We start from the raw sequence: 22578 nt of genomic DNA on the forward strand, positions 1-22578 counted from the left end.
CGCACTTCACCCCGACGCCCAGCACGCCCCTTAACGCACGCACCCGACTCGTACATACGCCATGACCGACCACACCATGCGCCTTAGCGGCCTCGAGCCGTTCAACGTCACGTCCGGGACGCTCTTCATCAACGTTGGCGAACGCACTAACGTGACCGGCTCGAAAGCGTTCGCGCGAATGATCCTGAACAATCAGTTCGACGAGGCGTTGGCCGTCGCGCGCCAGCAGGTCGAGAACGGCGCGCAGGTCATCGACATCAACATGGACGAGGCGATGCTCGATTCGAAAGCGGCGATGGTGCGCTTCATGAATCTGATCGCGTCGGAGCCGGACATCGCGCGCGTGCCGATCATGATCGACTCGTCGAAGTGGGACGTGATCGAGGCGGGGCTCAAATGCGTGCAGGGCAAGGCGATCGTCAATTCGATCTCGCTGAAGGAAGGCAAGGAGCAGTTCGTTCACCACGCGAAGCTGATTCGGCGCTACGGCGCGGCCAGCGTCGTGATGGCCTTCGACGAACAGGGCCAGGCCGATACGTTCGCGCGCAAGAAGGAAATCTGCCGGCGCTCGTACGAGATACTCGTCAACGAAGTCGGCTTCCCGCCCGAAGACATCATCTTCGATCCGAACATCTTCGCGATCGCGACCGGCATCGAGGAGCACAACAACTACGCGGTCGACTTCATCGAGGCGACGCGTTGGATCAAGCAGAACCTGCCGTACGCGAAGGTGAGCGGCGGCGTGTCGAACGTGTCGTTCTCGTTTCGCGGCAACGACCCGGTGCGCGAGGCGATTCACACCGTGTTCCTCTATCACGCGATCCAGGCGGGGATGGACATGGGCATCGTCAACGCCGGTCAGCTCGGCGTCTATGCCGAGCTCGATCCCGAACTGCGCGAGCGGGTCGAAGACGTCGTGCTGAATCGACGTGAAGACGGTACCGACCGTCTGCTCGAAATTGCCGACAAGTTCAAGAGCGGCGCCGCGAAGAAGGAAGAGAACCTCGAGTGGCGCAACCAGCCGGTCGAAAAGCGTCTCGCGCACGCGCTCGTGAGCGGCATCACGACCTTCATCGTCGAAGACACCGAGGAAGTGCGCGCGAAGATCGCCGCCGAGGGCGGCCGTCCGATCAATGTGATCGAAGGCCCGCTGATGGACGGCATGAACATCGTCGGCGACCTGTTCGGTCAGGGCAAGATGTTCCTGCCGCAGGTCGTGAAGTCGGCGCGCGTGATGAAGCAGGCGGTCGCGCATCTGATCCCGTTCATCGAGGAAGAAAAGCGCCAGCTCGCGGCGGCCGGCGGCGATGTGCGCGCGAAGGGCAAGATCATCATCGCGACCGTCAAGGGCGACGTGCACGACATCGGTAAGAACATCGTGTCGGTCGTCCTCCAGTGCAACAACTTCGAAGTGGTCAACATGGGCGTGATGGTCCCGTGCAATGAGATCCTCGCGAAGGCGAAGGTCGAGGGCGCGGACATCGTCGGGCTGTCGGGCCTGATTACGCCGAGTCTCGAAGAGATGGCCTACGTCGCGTCGGAAATGCAGCGCGACGACTACTTCCGCGTGAAGAAGATTCCGCTGCTGATCGGCGGCGCGACCACCTCGCGCGTGCACACGGCGGTGAAGATCGCCCCGCAGTACGAGGGTCCGGTGGTCTACGTGCCGGACGCGTCGCGCTCGGTGTCGGTCGCCTCGAGCCTGCTGTCCGACGAGGGCGCCGCGAAGTACATCCACGAACTGAACGCCGACTACAACCGCATCCGCGATCAGCACGCGAACAAAAAAGCGCAGCCGATGGTCACACTCGCCCAAGCGCGCGCCAATAAGACGAAGATCGACTGGGCGGGCTATCAGCCGGTCAAGCCGAAGTTCATCGGCCGACGCGTGTTCAAGAACTTCGATCTGAACGAGCTCGCGAACTATATCGACTGGGGTCCGTTTTTCCAGACGTGGGATCTCGCCGGCCCATATCCGGCGATCCTCAACGACGAGATCGTCGGCGAATCGGCGCGACGCGTGTTCTCCGACGGCAAGTCGATGCTCGCGCGTCTGATTCAGGGCCGCTGGCTGCAGGCCAACGGCGTGATCACGCTGTTGCCGGCCAACACGGTGAACGACGACGACATCGAAATCTACACGGACGAATCGCGCACCGAAGTCGCGCTCACCTGGCGCAATCTGCGTCAACAGAGTGTGCGGCCGGTGGTCGACGGGGTGATGCGACCGAACCGGTCGCTCGCCGACTTCATCGCGCCGAAGGACTCGGGCGTCGCCGACTACATCGGCATGTTCGCGGTGACGGCGGGTCTTGGCGTCGACGTGAAGGAGAAGCAGTTCGAGAAGGATCTCGATGACTACAGCGCGATCATGCTGAAGGCGCTCGCGGACCGGCTCGCCGAAGCGTTCGCCGAAGCGATGCACGCGCGTGTGCGGCGCGACCTGTGGGGCTACGCGAGCAGCGAAAACCTCTCCAACGACGAACTGATCGCCGAAAAATACCGCGGCATTCGCCCGGCGCCGGGCTACCCGGCCTGCCCCGACCATCTCGTCAAGCGAGACATGTTCGAGGTGCTGCAGGCGAACGAAATCGGCATGAGCGTGACCGAATCGCTGGCGATGCTGCCGGCCGCGAGCGTGTCGGGCTTCTACCTCGCGCATCCGGACAGCACCTATTTCTCGGTCGGCAAGATCGGCGCGGATCAGCTCGACGACTACGCGCAGCGGATGTCGCTCTCGAAAGCGGACGCCGAGCGCGCGTTGGCGCCGTTGCTTTGAGCGTGAAGCGATGCGTGGCCCGGCCGTGCGGCCCGGGCCACGCATGCGCGACTATATCGAGTCCGAAAGACTGAATATTTGGCGCCACGGCAATTTCGGCTTTGTAGACTGAGTCGGCTTTCACCCCGTCAGGCGCGAGCACGACGCGCCGGCTCACCGAGATTGCAACCGTCAACGGAGAAAATCGTATGAAGAAGCTGACACTGTTATTGACCGCTGTTTCACTGGCCGCGGGTGCCTCCATGGCGCTCGCGCAGCCCGCCGCGCCGGGCGGATCGAGCTCGGTCAGCTCCTACTCGCCCCCCACCGAGGCGCATGTCAAAAAGGCGAAGAAGCAAAAGATGAAGAAGGGCGCGGCAGCGTCGGCGGCCTCCGAGAGCCAATGAGCGGCACGGCGGATAAAACCTTCTGAATGGCAAAGAGCCCGCGTCGAGCGGGCTCTTTTCTTTGGTGCGCCAAAAGAGCGCTTACGAAGTCCTTCTGAGTCCGGACCGCGGCGCTCGGGACCCGCCAGAAATCAGATCCCCCAGACGATATCCGCGTTTTCCTTCTGCGCCGCGCGCAGCATGTCGAGGAACGGATACGCGCGCTGCGCGAGACCGGGCGGAATCTCGTGACGATCACGGCCGTCCTCGCCCTCGTGGAAATGGCCCTCGTGCTCGGCGCGCTCCTGCTTATCGGATGTGATCGCCGCTTCGAGCTTTTCAATGGCCGGGCCCAGTTCGTCGTGAGTGATGACGCCCCGCTGCCCAAGGCGTTTGCCGACAATGCCGACCAGATACTGCGCCAGATTCTCCAGCATCATCACGTCCGGGCAGGCGTGGCACTTGAAAGTAATCAGCATGACTGTTCCCTTTTTCGTTATGTCGGGTGAGCGCACGAGCGTCCCAAGGGCTGCAGCTGCGCGCGCCTGACGTGGCGCCGGCAAGGCGCGGCGGCCACACCCCTCGCGGGCAGCTCATTGAACATATTAGCACCTGCTAAAATCCGTCTGAACGGAAAAGCGCGCCGCCCAGCGCCACGTACGGCGCGGCTCGACGAGCATCGCGCACGCGGGCAACCGGGGGCGTCGAATCATGGGCCGCAATCCGCATACCGCGCGAGCCTGCGTAACGGCAAGCCGCCGTGCGGAGTCCACCGCGTTGCGCGGCTTGAGTTGCGGGTCGCCGCATCGCCTGGGGACGCTGTGCCGGCGACGCAGCCATCAGCGCCTCAAAGCGCGGCCGCTCCACGCTTGCGACACCGGCCGCGGCTGGCGCCTCTTCCGCCTTACCGGATTGCCTCACTGGACTTGCAACAAGCATGCTGCCCGCACATAAACACACACTCGAAACACTGCTCGCCGACACGGTGAAGCAGGTCGCAACCGCCACGCAAGGCGCGACCGAAGCCGCTTTCGTCTCGCCCGCCATCGCGCTGGAGCGCCCGAAAGTCGCCGCGCATGGCGACGTCGCGTGCAACGTCGCGATGCAGCTTGCCAAGCCGCTGCGCGCCAATCCGCGCCAGCTCGCGCAACAGATCGTCGACGCGCTGCTCGTCAATCCGCAGGCCAAAGGCCTGATCGATACTGCCGAAGTGGCGGGCCCCGGCTTCATCAACCTGCGCCTCACGGCCGCCGCCAAGCAAGGCGTGATCGCCGCCGTGTTCGCCGAGAAGGATGCGTACGGCCGCTCGCGGCGCGACGCCGGCAAGCACGTGCTGATCGAGTTCGTGTCGGCCAACCCGACCGGCCCGCTGCACGTCGGCCACGGCCGCCAGGCCGCGCTCGGCGACGCGCTTGCGCACGTGCTCCAGTCGCAGGGCTGGGACGTGCATCGCGAGTTCTACTACAACGACGCCGGCGTGCAGATCAACACGCTCGCGCTGTCGACCCAGGCACGCGCACGCGGCCTCGCCCCCGGCGACGAAGGCTGGCCCGCGTCGGCCTACAACGGCGAGTACATCGCCGACATCGCCAAGGACTATCTGAACGGCATCACGGTCGAGGCGAGCGACGGCGAGCCGGTCACCGGCGCGCGCGACGTCGAGGACCTCGAGGCGATCCGCCGCTTCGCCGTCACGTATCTGCGTCGTGAGCAGGACATGGATTTGCAGGCGTTCGGCGTGAAGTTCGACCAGTACTACCTGGAATCGTCGCTGTACACGGAAGGCCGCGTGGAGAAAACCGTCGACGCGCTGATCGCCGCGGGCAAGACTTACGAGCAGGAAGGCGCGCTGTGGCTGCGCACGACCGACGACGGCGACGACAAGGACCGCGTGATGCGCAAGACCGACGGCACCTACACGTACTTCGTGCCGGACGTCGCCTATCACGTCGCGAAGTGGGAGCGCGGCTTCACGAAGGTCATCAACGTGCAGGGCTCGGATCACCACGGCACGATCGCGCGCGTGCGCGCCGGTCTGCAGGGTCTCGGCATCGGCATTCCGAAGGGCTACCCCGACTACATCCTGCACAAGATGGTCACGGTCATGCGCAACGGCGAAGAGGTGAAGATCTCGAAGCGCGCGGGCAGCTACGTGACGGTGCGCGACCTGATCGAATGGTCGGGTGGCGCGATGCCGGGCTCGGAAGCGGCCGTCGATCTGATCGACGAGGAAACCATCCGCCGCGGCCGCGACGCGGTGCGCTTCTTCCTGATTTCGCGCAAGGCGGACACCGAGTTCGTGTTCGACATCGACCTCGCGCTGAAGCAGAACGACGAGAATCCGGTGCACTACGTGCAGTATGCGCACGCCCGCATCTGCTCGGTGATCGCCGAATGCAACGCGCGCTACGGCCTCGACGAAAGCGCACTGCCGAGCGTCGATCTCGCGCCGCTCGCGAGCGAGCGCTCGATGGCGCTGCTCAACAAGCTCGCCGAATTCCCGGACATGCTGCAGCACGCCGCCGACGAACTCGCGCCGCACGCGGTCGCGTTCTACTTGCGAGAACTCGCCGGCGAATTTCACTCGTTCTACAATGATCGTGCCGAGCGCGTGCTGGTCGACGATGCGGCCGAACGCAACGCTCGCGTCGCGCTGCTCGCGGCCACGCGCCAGGTGCTGGCCAACGGTCTCGCGACGATCGGCGTCTCCGCTCCCGTCAAGATGTAACTCCTCCAGCGTAATATGCGCGCGGCCGTCGTTATAATCGGCGGCCGTTCCTGGATTCTTTTTGCAGGTGATTCGTACGATGGCAAAACCACGCCGCACAACAAAGCAATCGAAGCAAACCGGGGGCACTTTTCTCGGCATCGTGCTGGGCCTGATCGTCGGCCTGGCGATCGCGGTGGTGGTGGCGCTGTATATCACCCGTGCGCCTACGCCGTTCGTGTCGAAGGTCGCGCCACCGGCGCCGACCGACAACGGCGCGAGCCAGGCGCAATATGATCCGAACCGTCCGCTGCAAGGCAAGACGCCGGGCCAGCCGGTGCCGCAGGCCGCGCAACCCGCGCCGCCGAACACCGCGCCGGGCCAGACCAACGCGCAGACCCAGTCGGGCATGCTCGAAGAACCGCAGATCGTCGAAGTCCCGCCGTCGGGCGGCAACGCGAATAGCAACGGTACGGCGGTCGCGCCGAACCCCGCGCAGGAAAACGGCACCGGCGGCATCGTCGCGCCCGCGCCGGCGAAGAAGCCGCAGACCTCGAGCGCACCGGCCGCCACCGCGGCAGGCTCCGCGCCGAAGAGCTCGAGCGCGACCACCCTGGCCAACGTCAAGCCTGGCTCGGCTGCCGCGCCCGCGCCCGCACCTGCACCTGCACCCGGCGACGCGAACACCGGCTACTTCCTGCAGGTCGGCGCGTACAAGACCGCCGCCGATGCCGAGCAGCAGCGCGCGCGCCTCGCGTTCCAGGGCTTCGAATCGAAGGTCACGCAGCGCGATGCCGGCGGCGTCACGTACTACCGCGTGCGCATCGGGCCGTTCTCGAAGTTCGAGGACATGAATTCGAGCCGTCAGCGTCTGTCGGACGCAGGTGTCGATACCGCGGTGATCCGCTTCACCAAACAATAAATAAACGGTAATGCCGGCCCGCGCGGCGCGTCGAACTATCGGCGCGGCCTGCGAGTCACAAGCACGATGGCCGCTTCGACCTGTATTGTGGCGGGCCACCACACCGAATCCCACCAGCGGTGACGGGCCTTTCGCATGGCGTCGCCGCGCCACCGCCTTATCCGGGTCTACACGACATGAAAAAACTGCTGAGCATCCTGTTCCTCTCGCTGGGCCTGATCGCGGCGAGCGCGCATGCGTCGCCGACCGCGCCGGTGGCCGGCAAGGACTACACCGTGCTGGCCACGCCGCAACCTACCGACGTGCCGGCCGGCAAGATCGAAGTCATCGAATTCTTCTGGTACGGTTGCCCGCACTGCAATGAATTCAACCCGTTCCTCGAAGCATGGGTCAAGAAGCAGGCCCCGGACGTCGTGTTCCGCCGCGTGCCGGTCGCCTTCCGCGACGACTTCATCCCGCACTCGAAGATGTTCCACGCGCTCGACGCGCTCGGCCTCGCGAACGAACTGACGCCGAAGGTCTTCAACGAAATCCACGTCAACAAGAACTATCTGCTGACGCCGGAAGACCAGACCAAATTCCTCGCGAAGTTCGGCGTCGATCCGAAGAAGTACATGGAAGCGTACAACTCGTTCTCGACGCAAAGCGCGCTGCAGAAGGACAAGAAACTGCTCGACGGGTTCAAGATCGACGGCGTGCCGACGCTCGCCGTGCAGGGCAAGTATTTGACCGGCCCAGCCGCGACCGGCACCCTGCCGGGCACGATCCAGGTGCTCGATTACCTCGTCTCCCAAGTCCACGCCAAAAAGATGTAATCACGAGGCGCCGGTATGACCTCTCCGCTGAAGGTTTTCATTACCGGCGCTTCGAGCGGCATCGGCCTCGCGCTCGCCGGCGAATATGCACGGCGCGGCGCGATTCTCGGCCTCGTCGCCCGCCGCGGCGACGCGCTCGCCGCGTTCCAGCAGTCCCATCCCCAGAACACCGTCTCGATCTATGCGCTCGACGTGCGCGACGCGGAAGCGCTCGCCGATGCGGCCGCGCGCTTCATCGCCGAGCACGGCCTGCCCGACGTCGTGATCGCCAATGCCGGCATCAGCCGCGGCGCGCTGACCGGTCACGGCGATCTGCGCGCCTTCCGCGAGGTGATGGACATCAATTACTTCGGCATGGTCGCGACGTTCGAGCCGTTCGCCGCCGCGATGGCCGACACGAAACGCGGCACGCTGGTCGGCGTTGCGAGCGTCGCCGGTGTGCGCGGCTTGCCGGGCTCGGGTGCATATAGCGCGTCGAAGTCGGCGGCGCTGAAGTATCTCGAAGCGTTGCGCGTCGAGATGCGGCCGTTCGGCGTCGGTGTCGTGACGATCGCGCCCGGCTATATCCGCACGCCGATGACCGAGCACAATCCGTACAACATGCCGTTCCTGATGGACGCCGATCGCTTCGCGGCGAAGGTCGCACGAGCGGTCGAACGGCAGACGTCGTTCGCGGTGTTTCCGTGGCAGATGCGCGTGGCTGCGATGTTGCTGCACGTCCTGCCGCGCTGGCTCTACGACCGCGTGTTCGAACGCGCGCCGCGCAAGCCGCGCGCCGCCACCGAGTAAGTCATGCAACCCCGTGCGGTCGATGCAGCCGGCGTCGCGCACGAATCCGCGGGCGCCGACGCGCGCATCGTGTCGCTGGTGCCGAGCCTCACCGAAACACTGTTCGCGCTTGGGCTCGAGCGGCAGATCGTCGGGCGCACCGGCTTTTGCGTGCATCCGCGCGACAAGGTCCGCGCGGTGCCGAAGGTCGGCGGCACGAAAGCCGTCAAGCTCGACGCGATCCGCGCACTGCGCCCCACCCACCTGATCGTCAATATCGACGAAAACGAACGCGACACCGTCGAGCAACTGCGCGCGTTCTTGCCGCACATCGTCGTCACTCATCCGCAGACGCCGCGCGACAACCTCGCGCTGTACGCGCTGCTCGGCGCGATCTTCAGACGTGAAGAAGAAGCGCGGCGCTTGAGCGGCGCGCTCGATGCGCGTCTGCGCGAAGCCGCCGCTCAGACCTTCGCCGCGCAGAACGTGCTGTACCTGATCTGGCGCGAACCGTGGATGAGCGTCGCGCGCGACACCTACATCGCCGCGATGCTGCGTCTCGTGAACTGGCACACGTTGCCCGACGTGCACGGCGGCAGCGCGGGCGCCACGCGCTACCCGACGCTCGACTTCGACGCCGCGCCATGGCTCGCGCAAGTCGACCGCGTGCTGCTGTCGAGCGAGCCGTACCGCTTCACGGCCGCGCATCGCGATGCGCTCGCGCGCGATCCGCGTTTCACCGGCAAGCGCATCGAGCTCATCGATGGGGAAATGACGTCGTGGTACGGCGTGCGCGCAATCGAGGGCATCGGCTATCTGCTGCGGCAGGCCGCGGCGGTCTGAGGCGGCAACACAGCCACGCCGCCCCCATATGGATATGTCGATTAAATTGTTGTCGCCATAATGGCCCTTCGATAAGCTTTCGCGAAGGCGCGCCGCCGGCCATGCCTCGAAGGCAGGCCCCTCGGCCTCAGGCCGGGATCGCCCGACCTGTACGGCGGCGCCGGGAACGTATCACAATCGTGGCGACGCGCGCGCCGGGAGCGCTCTCCTGCCCGCTCACGCATCGCCGCCATAAACACAACCAGACGCACTGCCTGACTGCGCTCGTTACCGGAGATCCTATGCGCTTCAATCTGCTCGCAGCCGCCATCCTGCTCACGGCGCCCGCGCTCGCGCTCGCCAAACCACTGACCGTCTGTACCGAATCGAGTCCCGACGGCTTCGACGTCGTGCAGTTCAATTCGCTGGTCACGACGAATGCATCGGCCGACGTGATCTTCAACTCGCTGGTGTCGTTCGACGAAGCCGCGAAGAAGGTCGTGCCCGCGCTCGCCGACAAATGGGAAGTGAGCCCTGACGGCCTGACCTACACGTTCCATCTGCGTCCAAACGTGCAGTTCCAGACCACCGACTACTTCAAGCCCACCCGCGCGCTGAATGCCGACGACGTGATCTTCACGTTCGACCGCATGCTCAACGACAGCAATCCGTGGCACAAGGTGGCGGGCGCGAGCGGCTTCCCGCACGCGCAATCGATGGGGCTGCCGAAGCTGATCAAGTCGATTACCAAGGTCGACGACAACACGGTGAAGTTCGAGTTGAACGAGCCGAACGCGACGTTCGTGTCGATCCTGACGATGGGCTTCGCGTCGATCTATTCGGCCGAGTACGCGGACCAGTTGCTGAAGGCCGGCAAGCAGGTCGACCTGAACGCGAAGCCGATCGGCACCGGGCCCTTCGTGCTGAAGAGCTATACGAAAGACGCGGTGATCCGTTATGACGCGAACCCGACCTACTGGGGGCCGAAGCCGAAGATCGAGCGTCTGATCTACGCGATCACGCCGGACGCAACCGTGCGAGCGCAGAAGGTGAAGGCTGGCGAATGCCAGATCGCGTTATCGCCGAAGCCGCAGGATCTCGCCGACGCGAAGAAGGACAAGTCGCTCGCGATCGTGCAGACGCCCGCGTTCATGACGGCCTTCGTCGCGCTGAACACGCAGCAGAAGCCGCTCGACAACCAGAAGGTGCGCGCCGCGCTGAACATGGCGTTCGACCGCACGACGTATCTGAAGACGGTGTTCGACAATACCGCGACGCCGGCCGTGAACCCGTTTCCGCCGAACACGTGGAGCTACAACCACTCGATCAAGGGCTGGCCGTACGACCCGGCGAAGGCGAAGCAGTTGCTCACCGACGCGGGTTTTCCGAACGGCTTCCAAACGACCATCTGGGTGCGTCCGAACGGCAGCGTGTTGAATCCGAATCCGAAGGCCGGTGCCGAACTGCTGCAGGCCGACTTCGCGAAGATCGGCGTGAAGGCGGACGTCAAGGTGATCGAATGGGGCGAGCTGATCAAGCAGGCGAAGCAAGGCCAGCATGACTCGCTATTCATGGGATGGGCGGGCGACAACGGCGATCCGGACAACTATCTGTCGCCGCTCTTCAGTTGCAACGCGGTGAAGTCGGGCATCAACTTCGCGCGCTTCTGCGATCAGGATCTCGACAAGCTGATCGCCGACGGCAGAGCAACGTCCGATATCGCCAAGCGCACGAAAGCGTATGAAGCCGCGCAGCAGATCATCCACGACGAAGCGCTGTGGATTCCGCTCGGCTACCCGACCGCGGCCGCGATTACGCGTACGAGCGTGAACGGGTATCACGTGAGTCCTTTTGGACGGCAGAATTTTGGGGCGGTGGTGGTGCAGTGATTTTGCGCCGCGGTTGAAAGCGGAAAGGATAAGGCCGACCTTCACGGGTCGGCTTTTTTTGCGCCCAGCGTTTCCTGGTCGATAGAGGTCGTCCGTTACTTCACCGCGTTGTCTGCGGCGGCGATTTTTGGATCGAACGATACGCCTTCGAGACAATCACGATTACGTTCAGCGAAAGCGAAGGACAAGGTTCCCCACGGGAGAAAGGCTGAATATGCCGTGGTTTCATCCAGTGAATGCCCACGCGGAGAGTCCGTAATTTTGAGGTTGCTGTATTGCGCATGGACCATCGCGAGCGTGACGCATTCGCCGCTCAGCCGCCCGAGTGCAAGAAAGCCAGGATGCCCTCCAGTGTGGCGAACGCGCAAACCCACATTGCCGACCACGACACCATCTGCCATCTTCCCCGGACCGCCGACGTAAAAGTTGAATTCGGCATTTTGAATTGGATCTTTGGTGGTATCTCTGTCGACAAGGTGAGTCGCAAGCACGCTTTCGACTTTTGCCTTAGTGAACGGAATTTGCTGCGCCAAGGCGTCGATGGTCTGCCACAGTGTCATGTCCGGTTGAGTCATCTGTGGATCTTGTCCGTAGTGTCCGGCCGCGAGGCTGCATCCGCCAAACCACCCTGCCAGACAAAGTACTGCAAGCGCCTTCGTCCAATCACCTGAACGGGTAAGTCTTGTCATACCATCTTCCATAGTAGTCCGCGCTGGGTGCATCTGACATTCCGCAACCTTTTGCCGACGTGATCTCGGGCCTTTGACCGTTATACCGACTCCTAATGCAATTTTCCTCATGCAAGAAGCCAATAATTGCTCGCAAAGTACCCGCCCACACTTTTGCAGAGGAAATGGTTATGGCTATGCAAGCTCCAACGAGGACAGGTTTCGAACGGTGGCAGGACGGTGTTAGCAAGGCTGTAAGCGATGCAAGATGGAATTCCTGGGATTGCGAAATCCAGATGGCAGTCAACGAGTACAACCTCCATCTTCGCGGCACCTCGGGGTACGTGGCCTTGGATTGGCAGATTATCAAGGCGATATTGTGGGTCGAAACAGGTGCACACGATCCTCAGTGGAATTCCAAGCCGATGCGCATTGGGGTTGCAGGCGATCCTGGGTTGGCATCGCTGCTTTCGGGCAAAGAAGGCGGCGATTTGATTGTGCCGCCAGCCTGGAAAGGACGGCTGACAATGGCCTCAGCCAGAACGATACCGGCGTATAACATCCGTGCTGGCATTGGCTATTTGCTCATGCGCATGGCGCGTTATAAGTACCGAAGCGTACTCGGTGCTGACCCTGCGGTTTACGAAATGACTGTCAGGCTAGGGGATAGCCTCGACAAGATGGCGAAGGCTCAGGGCACCACCATCGACACGCTAAAAATGCTGAATTCCACCGCCACCGTTCTGCACCCCGGACAGGTATTGAAGTACCGGAAAGCTTCGGTTCAAAACACTATTGCAAGCTGGCGCCCCATCTCCACGGCATTGATAGCAGAGCGTTACAACGGAGGCGGTGACATCAATTACGCCAGGAAGCTCGACTACGCTTTGCCACTGGTGCGCAAAGGAAAGGTAGCCCTATGCGTGCAATGAAGCAGACCTGTTTCGGCCTGGCCGCCTGCCTATCAACAATGGCCCTCGCGGCCTCATCTGCTCCCGTCGCAAGCGAGCGGGCCTTACGCGAGGAATGCAGCGCGTTCTCGCAAGCGGGGATGCGGGACTGTCTGGCAGAAAAAGCAGAGGCCAGTCGGAAAGCCCTCAGACGCGCCGAGGAGAAGATGGCCGGCACCCTCTCCAAATGGGATGAAGACGACAAGTACGTCAACCAGGCCAAGGCAAAACTCGCCGCATCAAACAGAAAATTCGCTCAGTACCGTGAGGCTCAATGCGACTTCGCAGCTTCGTTAAGTGGTGGTGGAGCCGGCAGTGCGCGCGAAGTGCGCCGTTTAGCTTGCGTTTCCGAACTCAACAACCGGCGGGCCGAGCAACTACGCAACGCTGCATCTGACATGCCCTTGAAGTAATTCGCGTGAGAGGACACCCAGCATCGTTGCGCCGCTCAGTGCCTTCGCCCAGCGCGGACCTATTCGTCCGCGCTTCTCCGCCCGCGGCGAAGGTCCGAGATCACACCGCCGCAAACCGGATTACCCCATCCGCATCCTGCGTCCGCTTCAATTCCCCCGCCCGCCACAGCAGATGCAAATGCGCGAGCGCCTCACCCATCGCGAACGTCATCTGATGGATATCGAGTTGGCGCTTGAACATCAGCGGCACGATATCGGCGGCGCTACGCGGCTTTTCCGCGCACGCTTCGCGCACTTCGGCGAGCCGCGCGTCGTGATGCTCACGCAGTTGCTGAATGCGCGTGCGAACGCCGCGAAACGGCTTGCCATGCGACGGCAGCACGAGCGTGTCTTCTGGCATCGTCTCGTAACGGCCAAGCGACTCCAGATACAGTTCGAGCGGCGAGCCCTCAGGCTCGATATCGAACACCGACACGTTGGTTGAAATGCGCGGCAGCACCATGTCGCCTGAAATCAGCGTGCCGGTTTCCGCACAGTGCAGCGCGCAGTGTTCCGGCGAGTGGCCGAAACCCGTCACCACGCGCCACGTCCTGCCGCCGATCCTCACGTCCTCGGCTTCGCGCAAACGCCGGTATTGCCCCGGAATCGCCGGCACGAGGCTCGAGTAATAGCTCGTGCGATTGCGCAGCTTGTCGATCGATTCGGCATCGTTCAAACCGTGCCGTGCGAAGTGCCGCGCCGCGGCCTCGCCGCCCGCGTTCGAACCGTCGCCCGTCGCCATCACGCGCGCCTGCATGTATTCGCCGAGCGTCATCCACAGCCGCGCGTCCCAACGCTTTTGCTCGCCGCCGCCGCACACCCAGTCCGCGAGGCCGATGTGATCCGGATGGCAATGCGTGACGATCACGCGCAGCACCGGCAGCCCGTCGAGCGCCGAATCGAACACGCTCTCCCAATTCGCCTTGATCGTGTCCGACGTGATGCCGCAGTCGACCACGGTCCAGCCTTGCTGACCGTCGATCTCATCGCGCAGCAGCCACAGGTTGATATGGTCGAGAGCGAACGGTAACGGCATGCGCAGCCAAAGCACGCCTGGCGCGACTTCCATCGTGCGGCCCGAGTCGGGCATCGTGTCGTTGAACGGGTATTGGAGTTGGTGTTCGAGTGCATTCATGGGGACTGTCTTCCTCCGACGACTCTCCGGCATGGCCAGGTATGCGATGCCGGTCGGCCTGGTTGTGGTTGCGTTCCGCTCAGGTTGACGATAACGTAAACGTCGATTCTATCGTTCAATCCGGTTTTGTGCCGGCCAAGCGGCCACGAGATGTCCCGATGAATACGCAATACACGATCACCGAACTCGCGCGCGAATTCGACGTCACGCCACGCGCAATTCGTTTCTATGAAGACCAGGGTTTACTCTCGCCGAGCCGCGAGGGTTCGAGCGGCTTGCGACGCGTCTATTCCGGCCGCGACCGCACGCGTCTGAAGCTCACGCTGCGCGGCAAGCGGCTTGGCTTCACGCTGTCGGAGATCCGCGACCTGCTGGACGTCTACGAGTCGCCGACCGACACCGTGCCGCAATTGCACGCGTTTCTCGCGACGGTCGCGCGTCATCGCGAAGTGCTCGAACGTCAGCGCGAAGATCTCGACGCGACGCTCGAAGATCTGGCGCAGTACGAAGCGCAGGCGCGCGCGTTGCTCGATGGCACGAGGCGCGACGCGAAACCTGCCTGAAGCTGCCTGACTCTGACCGGCGTTTGCGGAGCGCGCGTGATGATTCACTTCCCCAAACTGTTATCGTCGCAAATCGGTTTCGACGTCGCGCAGACGATGCTCGAAGGGTTCGACCGTCACTACCGGATCTTTCGCGACGCGGCGATCCATGCGAAGACGCTGTTCGAAGCCGGCGACTGGCACGGCCTGCAAAGGCTCGCGCGCGACCGCATCGCGTCGTACGACGATCGCGTGCAGGAATGCGTGCACCTGCTCGAAGACGAGTACGACGCGGAGAACATCGACAGCGAAGTGTGGCAGCAGATCAAGCTGCACTACATTGGTCTTCTGACCACGCACCGTCAGCCCGAGTGCGCGGAAACCTTTTTTAATTCGGTTTCCTGCAAGATCCTGCACCGCTCGTACTTCAACAACGATTTCATTTTCGTGCGCCCGGCGATTTCGACCGAATACATCGAGAACGACGAACCGGCCGCGAAGCCGACCTATCGCGCGTATTACCCCGGCACGGACGGACTCGCCGCGACGCTGGAGCGGGTCGTCACGAACTTCCAGCTCGATCCGCCGTTCGAGGATCTGACGCGCGACGTCGCCTGTGTGGTGCAGTCGATTCGCGAAGCGTTCGGCGTGTTCGACGAAGCGCCGAATTTCCAGATTCACGTGCTGTCGTCGCTGTTTTATCGCAACAAGGCTGCGTACATCGTCGGGCGCATCATCAACGGCGACGCGCTGCTGCCGTTCGCGGTGCCGCTGCGTCACGTGAAACCGGGCGTGCTCGCACTGGACACCGTGCTGCTCAAGCGCGAGCAGTTGCTGATCATCTTCAGCTTCTCGCACTCGTATTTTCTGGTCGACATGGAAGTGCCGTCCGCGTATGTCGAGTTTCTGCGCACCGTGATGCCGGCCAAGCCGAAGGCGGAGATCTATACGTCGGTGGGTCTGCAGAAGCAGGGCAAGAATCTGTTCTATCGCGATCTGCTGCATCACCTCAAGCATTCGAGCGACCGCTTCATCGTCGCGCCCGGCATCAAGGGGCTCGTGATGCTGGTGTTCACGTTGCCGTCGTTCCCCTACGTGTTCAAGCTGATCAAGGACAACTTTCCGCCGCCGAAGGAAACCACGCGAGCGCAGATCCAGCAGAAGTATCTGCTCGTCAAACGCCACGACCGGCTCGGCCGCATGGCCGACACGCTCGAATATTCGAGCGTCGCGCTGCCGCTTGCGCGGCTCGACGAAACGCTGTTGCGCGAACTCGAGAAGGAAGTGCCGTCGCTGATCGAATACGACGGCGACAACCTCGTGATTCGCCACATGTACATCGAGCGACGCATGATCCCGCTCAATCTGTTCCTGCAGAACGGCAACGACGACGACATCGAGCACGGCATAAAGGAATACGGCAACGCGGTGAAGGAGCTGATCCAGGCGAACATCTTCCCCGGCGACATGCTGTACAAGAACTTCGGCGTGACGCGCCACGGCCGTGTCGTGTTCTACGACTACGACGAGATCGAGTACCTGACCGACTGCAACGTGCGCGCGGTGCCGGCGCCGCGCAACGAGGAAGACGAAATGTCGGACGAGCCGTGGTACCCGGTCGGTCCGCACGATATTTTCCCGGAGACGTACGGCACCTTCCTGCTCGGCGATCCGCGTGTGCGCCGCTCGTTCATGCGGCATCACGCGGATCTCTTCGAGCCCGAACTGTGGCAGCGATACAAGGATTTTCTCTTGAAGGGCGAGTTGCCCGATTTTTTCCCGTACGACCAGAACGTGCGCTTCTGCGTGCGTTATCCGGAGCGGTTCGCCGAAACAACCGATGCAGAGGCGAACGAGCCGAATGTGCGCGTGGCTTGATGAATCTCACGAGGGTTCACAGCAGGCCGCGCGCGGCGGTAGCCATCCAAGCTATGACCAAGGAGCTCAAACATGAGTGACGCAATTCAAAGTGGTATCCATGCCGATCCGATCGTGATCGTCAGCGCGGCGCGCACGCCGATGGCCGGCTTTCAGGGCGACTTCGCGTCGCTGAGCGCGCCACAACTCGGCGCGGTCGCGATCAAGGCGGCCGTCGAGCGCGCGGGTCTGAAGCCCGAGCAGATCGACGAAGCGGTGATGGGCTGCGTGCTGCCCGCCGGCCTCGGCCAGGCGCCCGCGCGCCAGGCCGCGCTCGGCGCGGGTCTGCCGCTCGCCACCGGCTGCACGACGGTGAACAAGATGTGCGGCTCCGGCATGCGCGCGGCGATGTTCGCGCACGACATGCTGGCCGCGGGCTCGCTCGACGTGATCGTCGCGGGCGGCATGGAAAGCATGACGAACGCGCCGTATCTGTTGCCGAAAGCGCGCGGCGGCATGCGCATGGGCCACGGCCAGGTGCTCGACCACATGTTCTACGACGGCCTCGAAGACGCGTACGACAAAGGCCGTCTGATGGGCACGTTCGCCGAGGAATGCGCGGCGTCGTTCGACTTCACGCGCGAGGCGCAGGACGCGTTCGCGGTCGAGTCGCTGAACCGCGCGAAACGCGCGAACGAGGACGGCTCGTTCGACTGGGAAATCGCGCCTGTTACGGTGGCGGCCCGCAAAGGCGACGTCACGATCGCGCGCGACGAGCAGCCGTTCAAGGCCAATCTCGACAAGATCCCCACGCTGAAGCCAGCGTTCAGCAAGACCGGCACCGTGACGGCGGCGAACTCGTCGTCGATCTCGGACGGCGCGGCCGCGCTGGTGATGATGCGCGAGTCGACCGCGAAGCGGCTCGGCGTCGCGCCGCTCGCACGCGTCGTCGGTCATTCGACGTTCGCGCAGGAGCCCGCGAAGTTCACGACCGCGCCGGTCGGCGCGATCCGCAAGCTGTTCGAGAAGAACGGCTGGCGCGGCGGCGACGTCGATCTGTACGAGATCAACGAAGCGTTCGCGGTCGTCACCATGGCCGCGATGAGAGAGCACGATTTGCCGCACGACAAGGTCAACGTGAACGGCGGAGCATGCGCGCTAGGCCATCCGATCGGCGCCTCGGGCGCGCGCATTCTGGTTACGCTCATCGGCGCGCTGAAGAATCGCGGTCTGAAGCGCGGCGTCGCGTCGCTGTGCATCGGCGGCGGCGAGGCGACCGCGATGGGTATCGAACTGATCTGAAGCGTTGACCAAACTTCGAGGAATACGATGAAAACAGTGTTGATCGTCGGTGCGTCGCGTGGCATCGGCCAGGAATTCGTGCGGCAGTACAAAAAAAGCGGCTGGCGCGTGCTCGCGACCGCGCGGGACGGCGCCGCGCTCGACGCGCTCAACGAGCTCGGCGCCGAAACCTTCATGCTCGACGTCACCGCGCCCGAAGAGATCGCGGCGCTCGGCTGGAAGCTCGACGGCGAACGGCTCGACGTCGCGATCGTGGTGTCGGGCGTGTACGGTCCGCGCACCGAAGGGATCGAGACGATCACCGCCGAGGACTTCGATCACGTGATGCATACGAACGTGCGCGGCCCGATGCAGCTGCTGCCGATCCTGCTGCCGCTCGTCGAGGAAACGGACGGCGTGCTCGCGGTGATTTCGAGCCGCATGGGCAGCATCGCCGATGCGAGCGGCACGACGGGCTGGCTGTATCGCACCAGCAAGGCGGCGCTGAACGCCGTGCTGAAGCTCGCGTCGCTCGACGCGCAACGCGCGACCTGCGTGTCGCTGCATCCCGGCTGGGTGCGCACCGACATGGGTGGCGCGCAGGCCGCGCTCGATCCGGCGCGCAGCGTCGCGGGCATGCGCGAGGTGCTGGCGCAGGCGGCGGCATCGCGCGACGCGTTCCACGGCCGCTTCGTTCAGCACGACGGTACGCAGCTCGACTGGTAGACAACCGGGTTGCATCGGATCGGAGACACACTCATGGTGCTTGATCAGGATCACCTGATGGTGCGCGACGCGCTGCGCACCTTCGTGCGCGAAGCGATCACGCCGTACGCGGCGCAATGGGATCGCGAGCGCACCTTTCCGCGCGACGTGCACCGGCAGCTCGCCGAACTCGGCGCCTATGGCGTGCTGGTGCCCGACGCGTATGGCGGCGCCGGCATGGACGCGCTCGCGCTCGCGCTGATCCTCGAAGAAATCGCGGCCGGCGATGGCGGCACGTCGACCGCGATCTCGGTGAACAACTGCCCCGTGTGCAGCATCCTGCTCACCTATGGCAACGACGCGCAGAAGCGCGACTGGCTCACGCCGCTCGCGCGCGGCGAGATGCTCGGCGCGTTCTGCCTGACCGAGCCGCAAGCGGGCTCGGATGCGTCGGCGCTGCGCACTACCGCGACGCGCGATGGCGACGCGTACGTGCTGAACGGCGTCAAGCAGTTCATTACGAGCGGCAAGAACGGCGACGTCGCGATCGTAATGGCCGTCACCGACAAGACCGCCGGCAAACGCGGCATCAGCGCGTTCATCGTGCCCACCAGCACGCCGGGCTACGTAGTCGCGCGTGTCGAAGACAAGCTCGGCCAGCATTCGTCAGACACCGCGCAGATCGTGTTCGAGGACTGCCGTGTGCCGGCGGCGAACCTGATTGGCGCGGAAGGCGAAGGCTACCGGATCGCGTTGTCAGGGCTCGAAGGCGGGCGCATCGGCATCGCTGCGCAAAGCGTCGGCATGGCGCGCGCCGCGTTCGAAGCGGCGCTGACTTACGCAAAAGAACGCGAGAGCTTCGGCGCGCCGCTGTTCTCGCACCAGGCGGTGCAGTTCCGTCTCGCCGACATGGCCACGCAACTCGAAGCCGCGCGTCAATTGATCTGGCACGCTGCGTCGCTGAAGGACGCGGGCCGACCGTGCCTGACCGAAGCCGCGATGGCAAAACTGTTCGCTTCCGAAGCGGCCGAGCGCATCTGCTCGGCCGCGTTGCAGATTCACGGCGGCTACGGTTATCTGAGCGACTTCCCGGTCGAGCGGATTTACCGTGACGTGCGCGTGTGCCAGATTTACGAAGGCACGAGCGATATCCAGAAGATCCTGATCGCTCGCGCGCTCAACTGAAATTTCAATGAATAAGCCATTGTTGTCACTGCAAAGACCTGTCGACTGTCCATGCGGCGGCGCCGCGCCCGCCGCACGCCCAGGCACCGCGACCAAGGCCCCGCGTTTCGCACAATGCTGCGGCCGCTATATCGACGGCGGCGAAGCGGCGCCGCGCGCGCTCGAACTGATGCGCTCGCGCTATAGCGCGTACGTGCTGGGCGCAACCGACTACCTGCGCGCGACGTGGGACCCCCGCGCCTGCCCCGCCGATCTCGACGTCGATCCCACCGCACCCGACGCGCCTCGTTGGCTCGGACTGCAGATCAAAGCGTTCGCCGAAAGCGATGCCGATCACGCGACCGTCGAATTCATCGCCCGCTACAAAGTGGGGGGACGTGCGCATCGGCTGCATGAATTGAGCCGCTTTCTGCGTGGCGATGATGGTCGCTGGCGTTATGTAGACGGAGACGTCAATGAGTAGCAGGCGCTGATTAAGTGATCGCTGCATTACGCGTCGAGGCCTTCTCATGCCTGCCTCTCGCTCAAAAAATTCATAAAAGCCCTCGGATCGGGCTTTTTTTCGTTCCACGCGCGCAGGCTCCTTCGTTGGCCTCGCGCCACAGCACTTACACGACCTTTAGTCGCCGCTTCCCGCCACATCTCCCCGGCCCATGCCTGGCAAGGCTTTGAGGCCTTATTCGCAGACGCAGCAATTTTTTCGTCGCGGGTTCTCCTTGATTGCACAAAACAAAATTGTCGTGCCAGGATGAGTCCGTAGTTTCATGACGTCACATTGCGAGAGCGGGTCACACCAGTTCCGCAACATGCAAAGGAAGCCTGACCGGCCGCTGATCGAAAGCGCGCCGCGCGGGCTCCGGAGCACCGAGTGACGCTCATCCTCGGCGCGTGGGGTCGCGTCGGCCGTTGGGTTCATCCCGTGCGATCTCGATTTGCGTGCGTGCGCTTTGCGCACTACGCACGCGAGTGAGTCTGTTTGTGTCGAAAACGCGAACGAAAGCTGAACGTCAGCAGCGTTTTTGGCCACCGGACAGCACGGAGTTCAGGACAGGTCTTTCAAGCAGGTGCGTCAATGGTGTTGAGCAAGGTTCTGACGAAGTGTGCGGCGATCTGCGCCGCGGCCACGTGTGCGGTCACGATCGCGCACGCCGATCCGCTCGCTTACTCTTCACCTTCGGCACACAACGCGACACCGACCAGCGACACCCAGGGACCGCTGTCGCGCGCCCGTGTGCCGCGCCTCGCGCTCGACGACGACGTCTACCTGCCCACCGCTCACCTGAACGAGAAGATCATCCGCGTGCCGGTCGACGCCGCCGGCACTGTCACGCTCGAAACCACGATCTACAAGCCGGACGGCCGCGGCCCGTTCCCGATGATCGTGTTCAACCACGGCAAGATTCCGGGCGATCCGCGCACCCAGGAACGCAGCGACCCGCTGCCGTTCGCGCGCGAATTCGTGCGCCGCGGCTACGTGGTCGTCGCGCCGAACCGCCAGGGCTTCGGCCACTCGGACGGCGTGTACGAGCAGGACGGCTGCGACGTCCAACGCAATGGCCTCGGCCAGGCCGGCGACGTCGCCGCGACGATCGATTACATGTCGAAGCAGCCTTATGTCGACGCGACGCACATTGTGGTGGCCGGCACCTCGCATGGCGGTCTCGCGACGATTGCGTACGGCACCGAAGCGGCGCCCGGCGTGCGCGCGCTGATCAATTTCTCGGGCGGCCTGCGCCAGGACTCCTGCGAGGACTGGCAAGGCAATCTGACGCGCGCATTCGGCGCGTACGGCGAGAAGACCACGGTGCCGTCGCTGTGGCTCTATGGCGATAACGATTCGGTGTGGAACGCGCCGCTCGTCGCCGGCATGTACGCCGCGTATGGCGCGCATGGCGCGAGCGTGAAGATGGTCGACTTCGGCAAGTACAAGAACGACGCGCATCGGCTGGTCGGTGACCGCGACGGCGTGCGCGTATGGTGGCCGGCCGTCGAAGCGTTCCTCGCGCGCGCCGGCATGCCGACGGCCGTGCAGTATCACGTCGCCGATCCGGCCGCGCCGCAGGCAACCGGCTTCGCTGCGCTCGACGCCGTCGACGCGGTGCCGTACCTCGACAACGAGGGCCGCAATGGCTATCGCAACTTCCTGCATCAGTATCCGAGCCGCGCATTCGCGGTGTCGGATTCGGGCGCGTGGTCGTGGGCCGAGGGCGGCGACGATCCGATGTCGGTGGCGGTGGCGAATTGCCAGAAGCAGAGCTCCGATCCGTGCCGGCTGTATGCAGTCGATAACTCGGTCGTGTGGGGCAATCAGAGCTCGCAGACGGCGGATGCGGGTGATGCCGATGCGAATGGCCGGAAAGCGATTGCGAGCCGGGAGTGAAGTACGCATCGCATCTGGATTCGAGTTCGGTTCCGACGTGTCGAAGGCCTGCTGATTCAGCAGGCCTTTTTGCATTCGGGCCGCCGTTGCACGATGACCGCAACGAGCGTTCGTGCCGCGCGCCCTGCGAAAACCACCTCTTCACCACAAATTCTCGCCAGTAACAGCCCATTACTTTGACGTCGCTATCTCCGTCGATTAGCGAGCTTCAATCCCGAAGTCGAACGAGCTGCATCGAACAGCGGCAAACCTCGACGCCAGCGCGAAAAACACGCGTTTCGCGGCTGATGCGCGCGACGAAATAAACCGCTAATCTCGACCCCGCGCACTCGCCAAGGCTCGTTCCTCGCGAGCGG

At 63.7% G+C, this 22578-nt stretch carries 19 protein-coding genes and 1 pseudogene; 17 read left to right on the forward strand and 3 right to left on the reverse strand.

What is annotated here, in order from left to right:
• Positions 1-52: 52 nt before the first annotated feature.
• Positions 53-2779, forward strand: a pseudogene (metH, locus tag AB3X94_RS06150) (methionine synthase); the annotation flags it as partial.
• A gap of 188 nt (positions 2780-2967) precedes the next feature.
• Entirely contained in the window at positions 2968-3165 is a 198-nt protein-coding gene (locus AB3X94_RS06155; protein WP_176122261.1) for an acid-shock protein, read from the forward strand.
• Between the two features lie 131 nt (positions 3166-3296).
• Here AB3X94_RS06155 and AB3X94_RS06160 read toward each other — a convergent pair whose 3' ends face one another.
• A complete protein-coding gene (locus AB3X94_RS06160; RefSeq protein ID WP_013088219.1) occupies positions 3297-3623 on the reverse strand; it encodes a DUF1840 domain-containing protein in 327 nt (108 codons plus the stop codon).
• A 458-nt stretch (positions 3624-4081) separates the two neighbouring features.
• On the opposite strand from AB3X94_RS06160, the gene argS reads away from it, so the two are divergent.
• The 6 genes from argS (at position 4082) to AB3X94_RS06190 (ending at position 11067) form a co-directional block, all read left to right on the forward strand.
• Positions 4082-5872 carry an arginine--tRNA ligase gene (gene argS, locus AB3X94_RS06165; protein ID WP_368611043.1) on the forward strand — a complete coding sequence of 597 codons (1791 nt, stop codon included), beginning with the start codon at positions 4082-4084 and terminating at the stop codon, positions 5870-5872.
• Between the two features lie 79 nt (positions 5873-5951).
• Entirely contained in the window at positions 5952-6773 is an 822-nt protein-coding gene (locus AB3X94_RS06170; protein ID WP_368611044.1) for an SPOR domain-containing protein, read from the forward strand.
• Positions 6774-6949: 176 nt separating this feature from the next.
• Positions 6950-7588, forward strand: coding sequence for a thiol:disulfide interchange protein DsbA/DsbL (locus AB3X94_RS06175; protein WP_368611045.1), 639 nt, complete (start codon positions 6950-6952; stop codon positions 7586-7588).
• 15 nt (positions 7589-7603) lie between these two features.
• Positions 7604-8377, forward strand: a complete 774-nt coding sequence (locus AB3X94_RS06180; RefSeq protein ID WP_176109705.1) for an SDR family oxidoreductase — start codon at positions 7604-7606, stop codon at positions 8375-8377.
• A gap of 3 nt (positions 8378-8380) precedes the next feature.
• Positions 8381-9199, forward strand: coding sequence for a helical backbone metal receptor (locus AB3X94_RS06185; RefSeq protein WP_176109706.1), 819 nt, complete (start codon positions 8381-8383; stop codon positions 9197-9199).
• Positions 9200-9480: 281 nt separating this feature from the next.
• On the forward strand, positions 9481-11067 hold the full coding sequence (locus AB3X94_RS06190; RefSeq protein ID WP_176109707.1) for an ABC transporter substrate-binding protein: 1587 nt from the start codon (positions 9481-9483) through the stop codon (positions 11065-11067).
• Positions 11068-11162: 95 nt separating this feature from the next.
• On the opposite strand, the gene AB3X94_RS06195 is transcribed toward AB3X94_RS06190, so the two are convergent.
• Positions 11163-11756 (reverse strand): hypothetical protein, encoded by a 594-nt coding sequence (locus tag AB3X94_RS06195; protein WP_312883619.1) that lies wholly within the window; start codon positions 11754-11756, stop codon positions 11163-11165.
• Between the two features lie 170 nt (positions 11757-11926).
• Here AB3X94_RS06195 and AB3X94_RS06200 point away from each other — a divergent pair, with 170 nt between their 5' ends.
• On the forward strand, positions 11927-12667 hold the full coding sequence (locus AB3X94_RS06200) for a LysM peptidoglycan-binding domain-containing protein (RefSeq protein WP_368611046.1): 741 nt from the start codon (positions 11927-11929) through the stop codon (positions 12665-12667).
• A complete protein-coding gene (locus AB3X94_RS06205; RefSeq protein ID WP_368611047.1) occupies positions 12655-13098 on the forward strand; it encodes a lysozyme inhibitor LprI family protein in 444 nt (147 codons plus the stop codon). Before AB3X94_RS06200 ends, AB3X94_RS06205 begins: the two co-directional genes overlap by 13 nt.
• Before the next feature lie 100 nt (positions 13099-13198).
• On the opposite strand, the gene AB3X94_RS06210 is transcribed toward AB3X94_RS06205, so the two are convergent.
• Entirely contained in the window at positions 13199-14272 is a 1074-nt protein-coding gene (locus AB3X94_RS06210) for an MBL fold metallo-hydrolase (RefSeq protein WP_368611048.1), read from the reverse strand.
• A gap of 158 nt (positions 14273-14430) precedes the next feature.
• Between AB3X94_RS06210 and AB3X94_RS06215 the strand changes: the two genes are divergently transcribed.
• The 7 genes from AB3X94_RS06215 to AB3X94_RS06245 all read left to right on the forward strand — a co-directional run bounded on the left by AB3X94_RS06215 (position 14431) and on the right by AB3X94_RS06245 (position 22222).
• Positions 14431-14835 carry a MerR family DNA-binding transcriptional regulator gene (locus AB3X94_RS06215; RefSeq protein WP_176109710.1) on the forward strand — a complete coding sequence of 135 codons (405 nt, stop codon included), beginning with the start codon at positions 14431-14433 and terminating at the stop codon, positions 14833-14835.
• A gap of 39 nt (positions 14836-14874) precedes the next feature.
• Entirely contained in the window at positions 14875-16692 is a 1818-nt protein-coding gene (gene aceK, locus AB3X94_RS06220; protein ID WP_368611266.1) for a bifunctional isocitrate dehydrogenase kinase/phosphatase, read from the forward strand.
• A gap of 72 nt (positions 16693-16764) precedes the next feature.
• Positions 16765-17973, forward strand: coding sequence for an acetyl-CoA C-acetyltransferase (locus AB3X94_RS06225; RefSeq protein ID WP_368611049.1), 1209 nt, complete (start codon positions 16765-16767; stop codon positions 17971-17973).
• Between the two features lie 27 nt (positions 17974-18000).
• Positions 18001-18678: an SDR family oxidoreductase gene (locus AB3X94_RS06230; protein ID WP_176109713.1), complete on the forward strand. Its 678-nt coding sequence runs from the start codon at positions 18001-18003 to the stop codon at positions 18676-18678.
• A gap of 33 nt (positions 18679-18711) precedes the next feature.
• Positions 18712-19842, forward strand: coding sequence for an acyl-CoA dehydrogenase family protein (locus tag AB3X94_RS06235; protein ID WP_176109714.1), 1131 nt, complete (start codon positions 18712-18714; stop codon positions 19840-19842).
• A gap of 7 nt (positions 19843-19849) precedes the next feature.
• Positions 19850-20305, forward strand: a complete 456-nt coding sequence (locus AB3X94_RS06240) for a YchJ family protein (RefSeq protein WP_368611050.1) — start codon at positions 19850-19852, stop codon at positions 20303-20305.
• Between the two features lie 609 nt (positions 20306-20914).
• Entirely contained in the window at positions 20915-22222 is a 1308-nt protein-coding gene (locus AB3X94_RS06245; protein ID WP_176109716.1) for a dienelactone hydrolase family protein, read from the forward strand.
• Positions 22223-22578 lie beyond the last annotated feature (356 nt).

This window comes from Paraburkholderia sp. BR10923 (assembly GCF_040948765.1).
In the GTDB taxonomy this organism is placed as follows: Bacteria; Pseudomonadota; Gammaproteobacteria; order Burkholderiales; family Burkholderiaceae; genus Paraburkholderia; species Paraburkholderia youngii.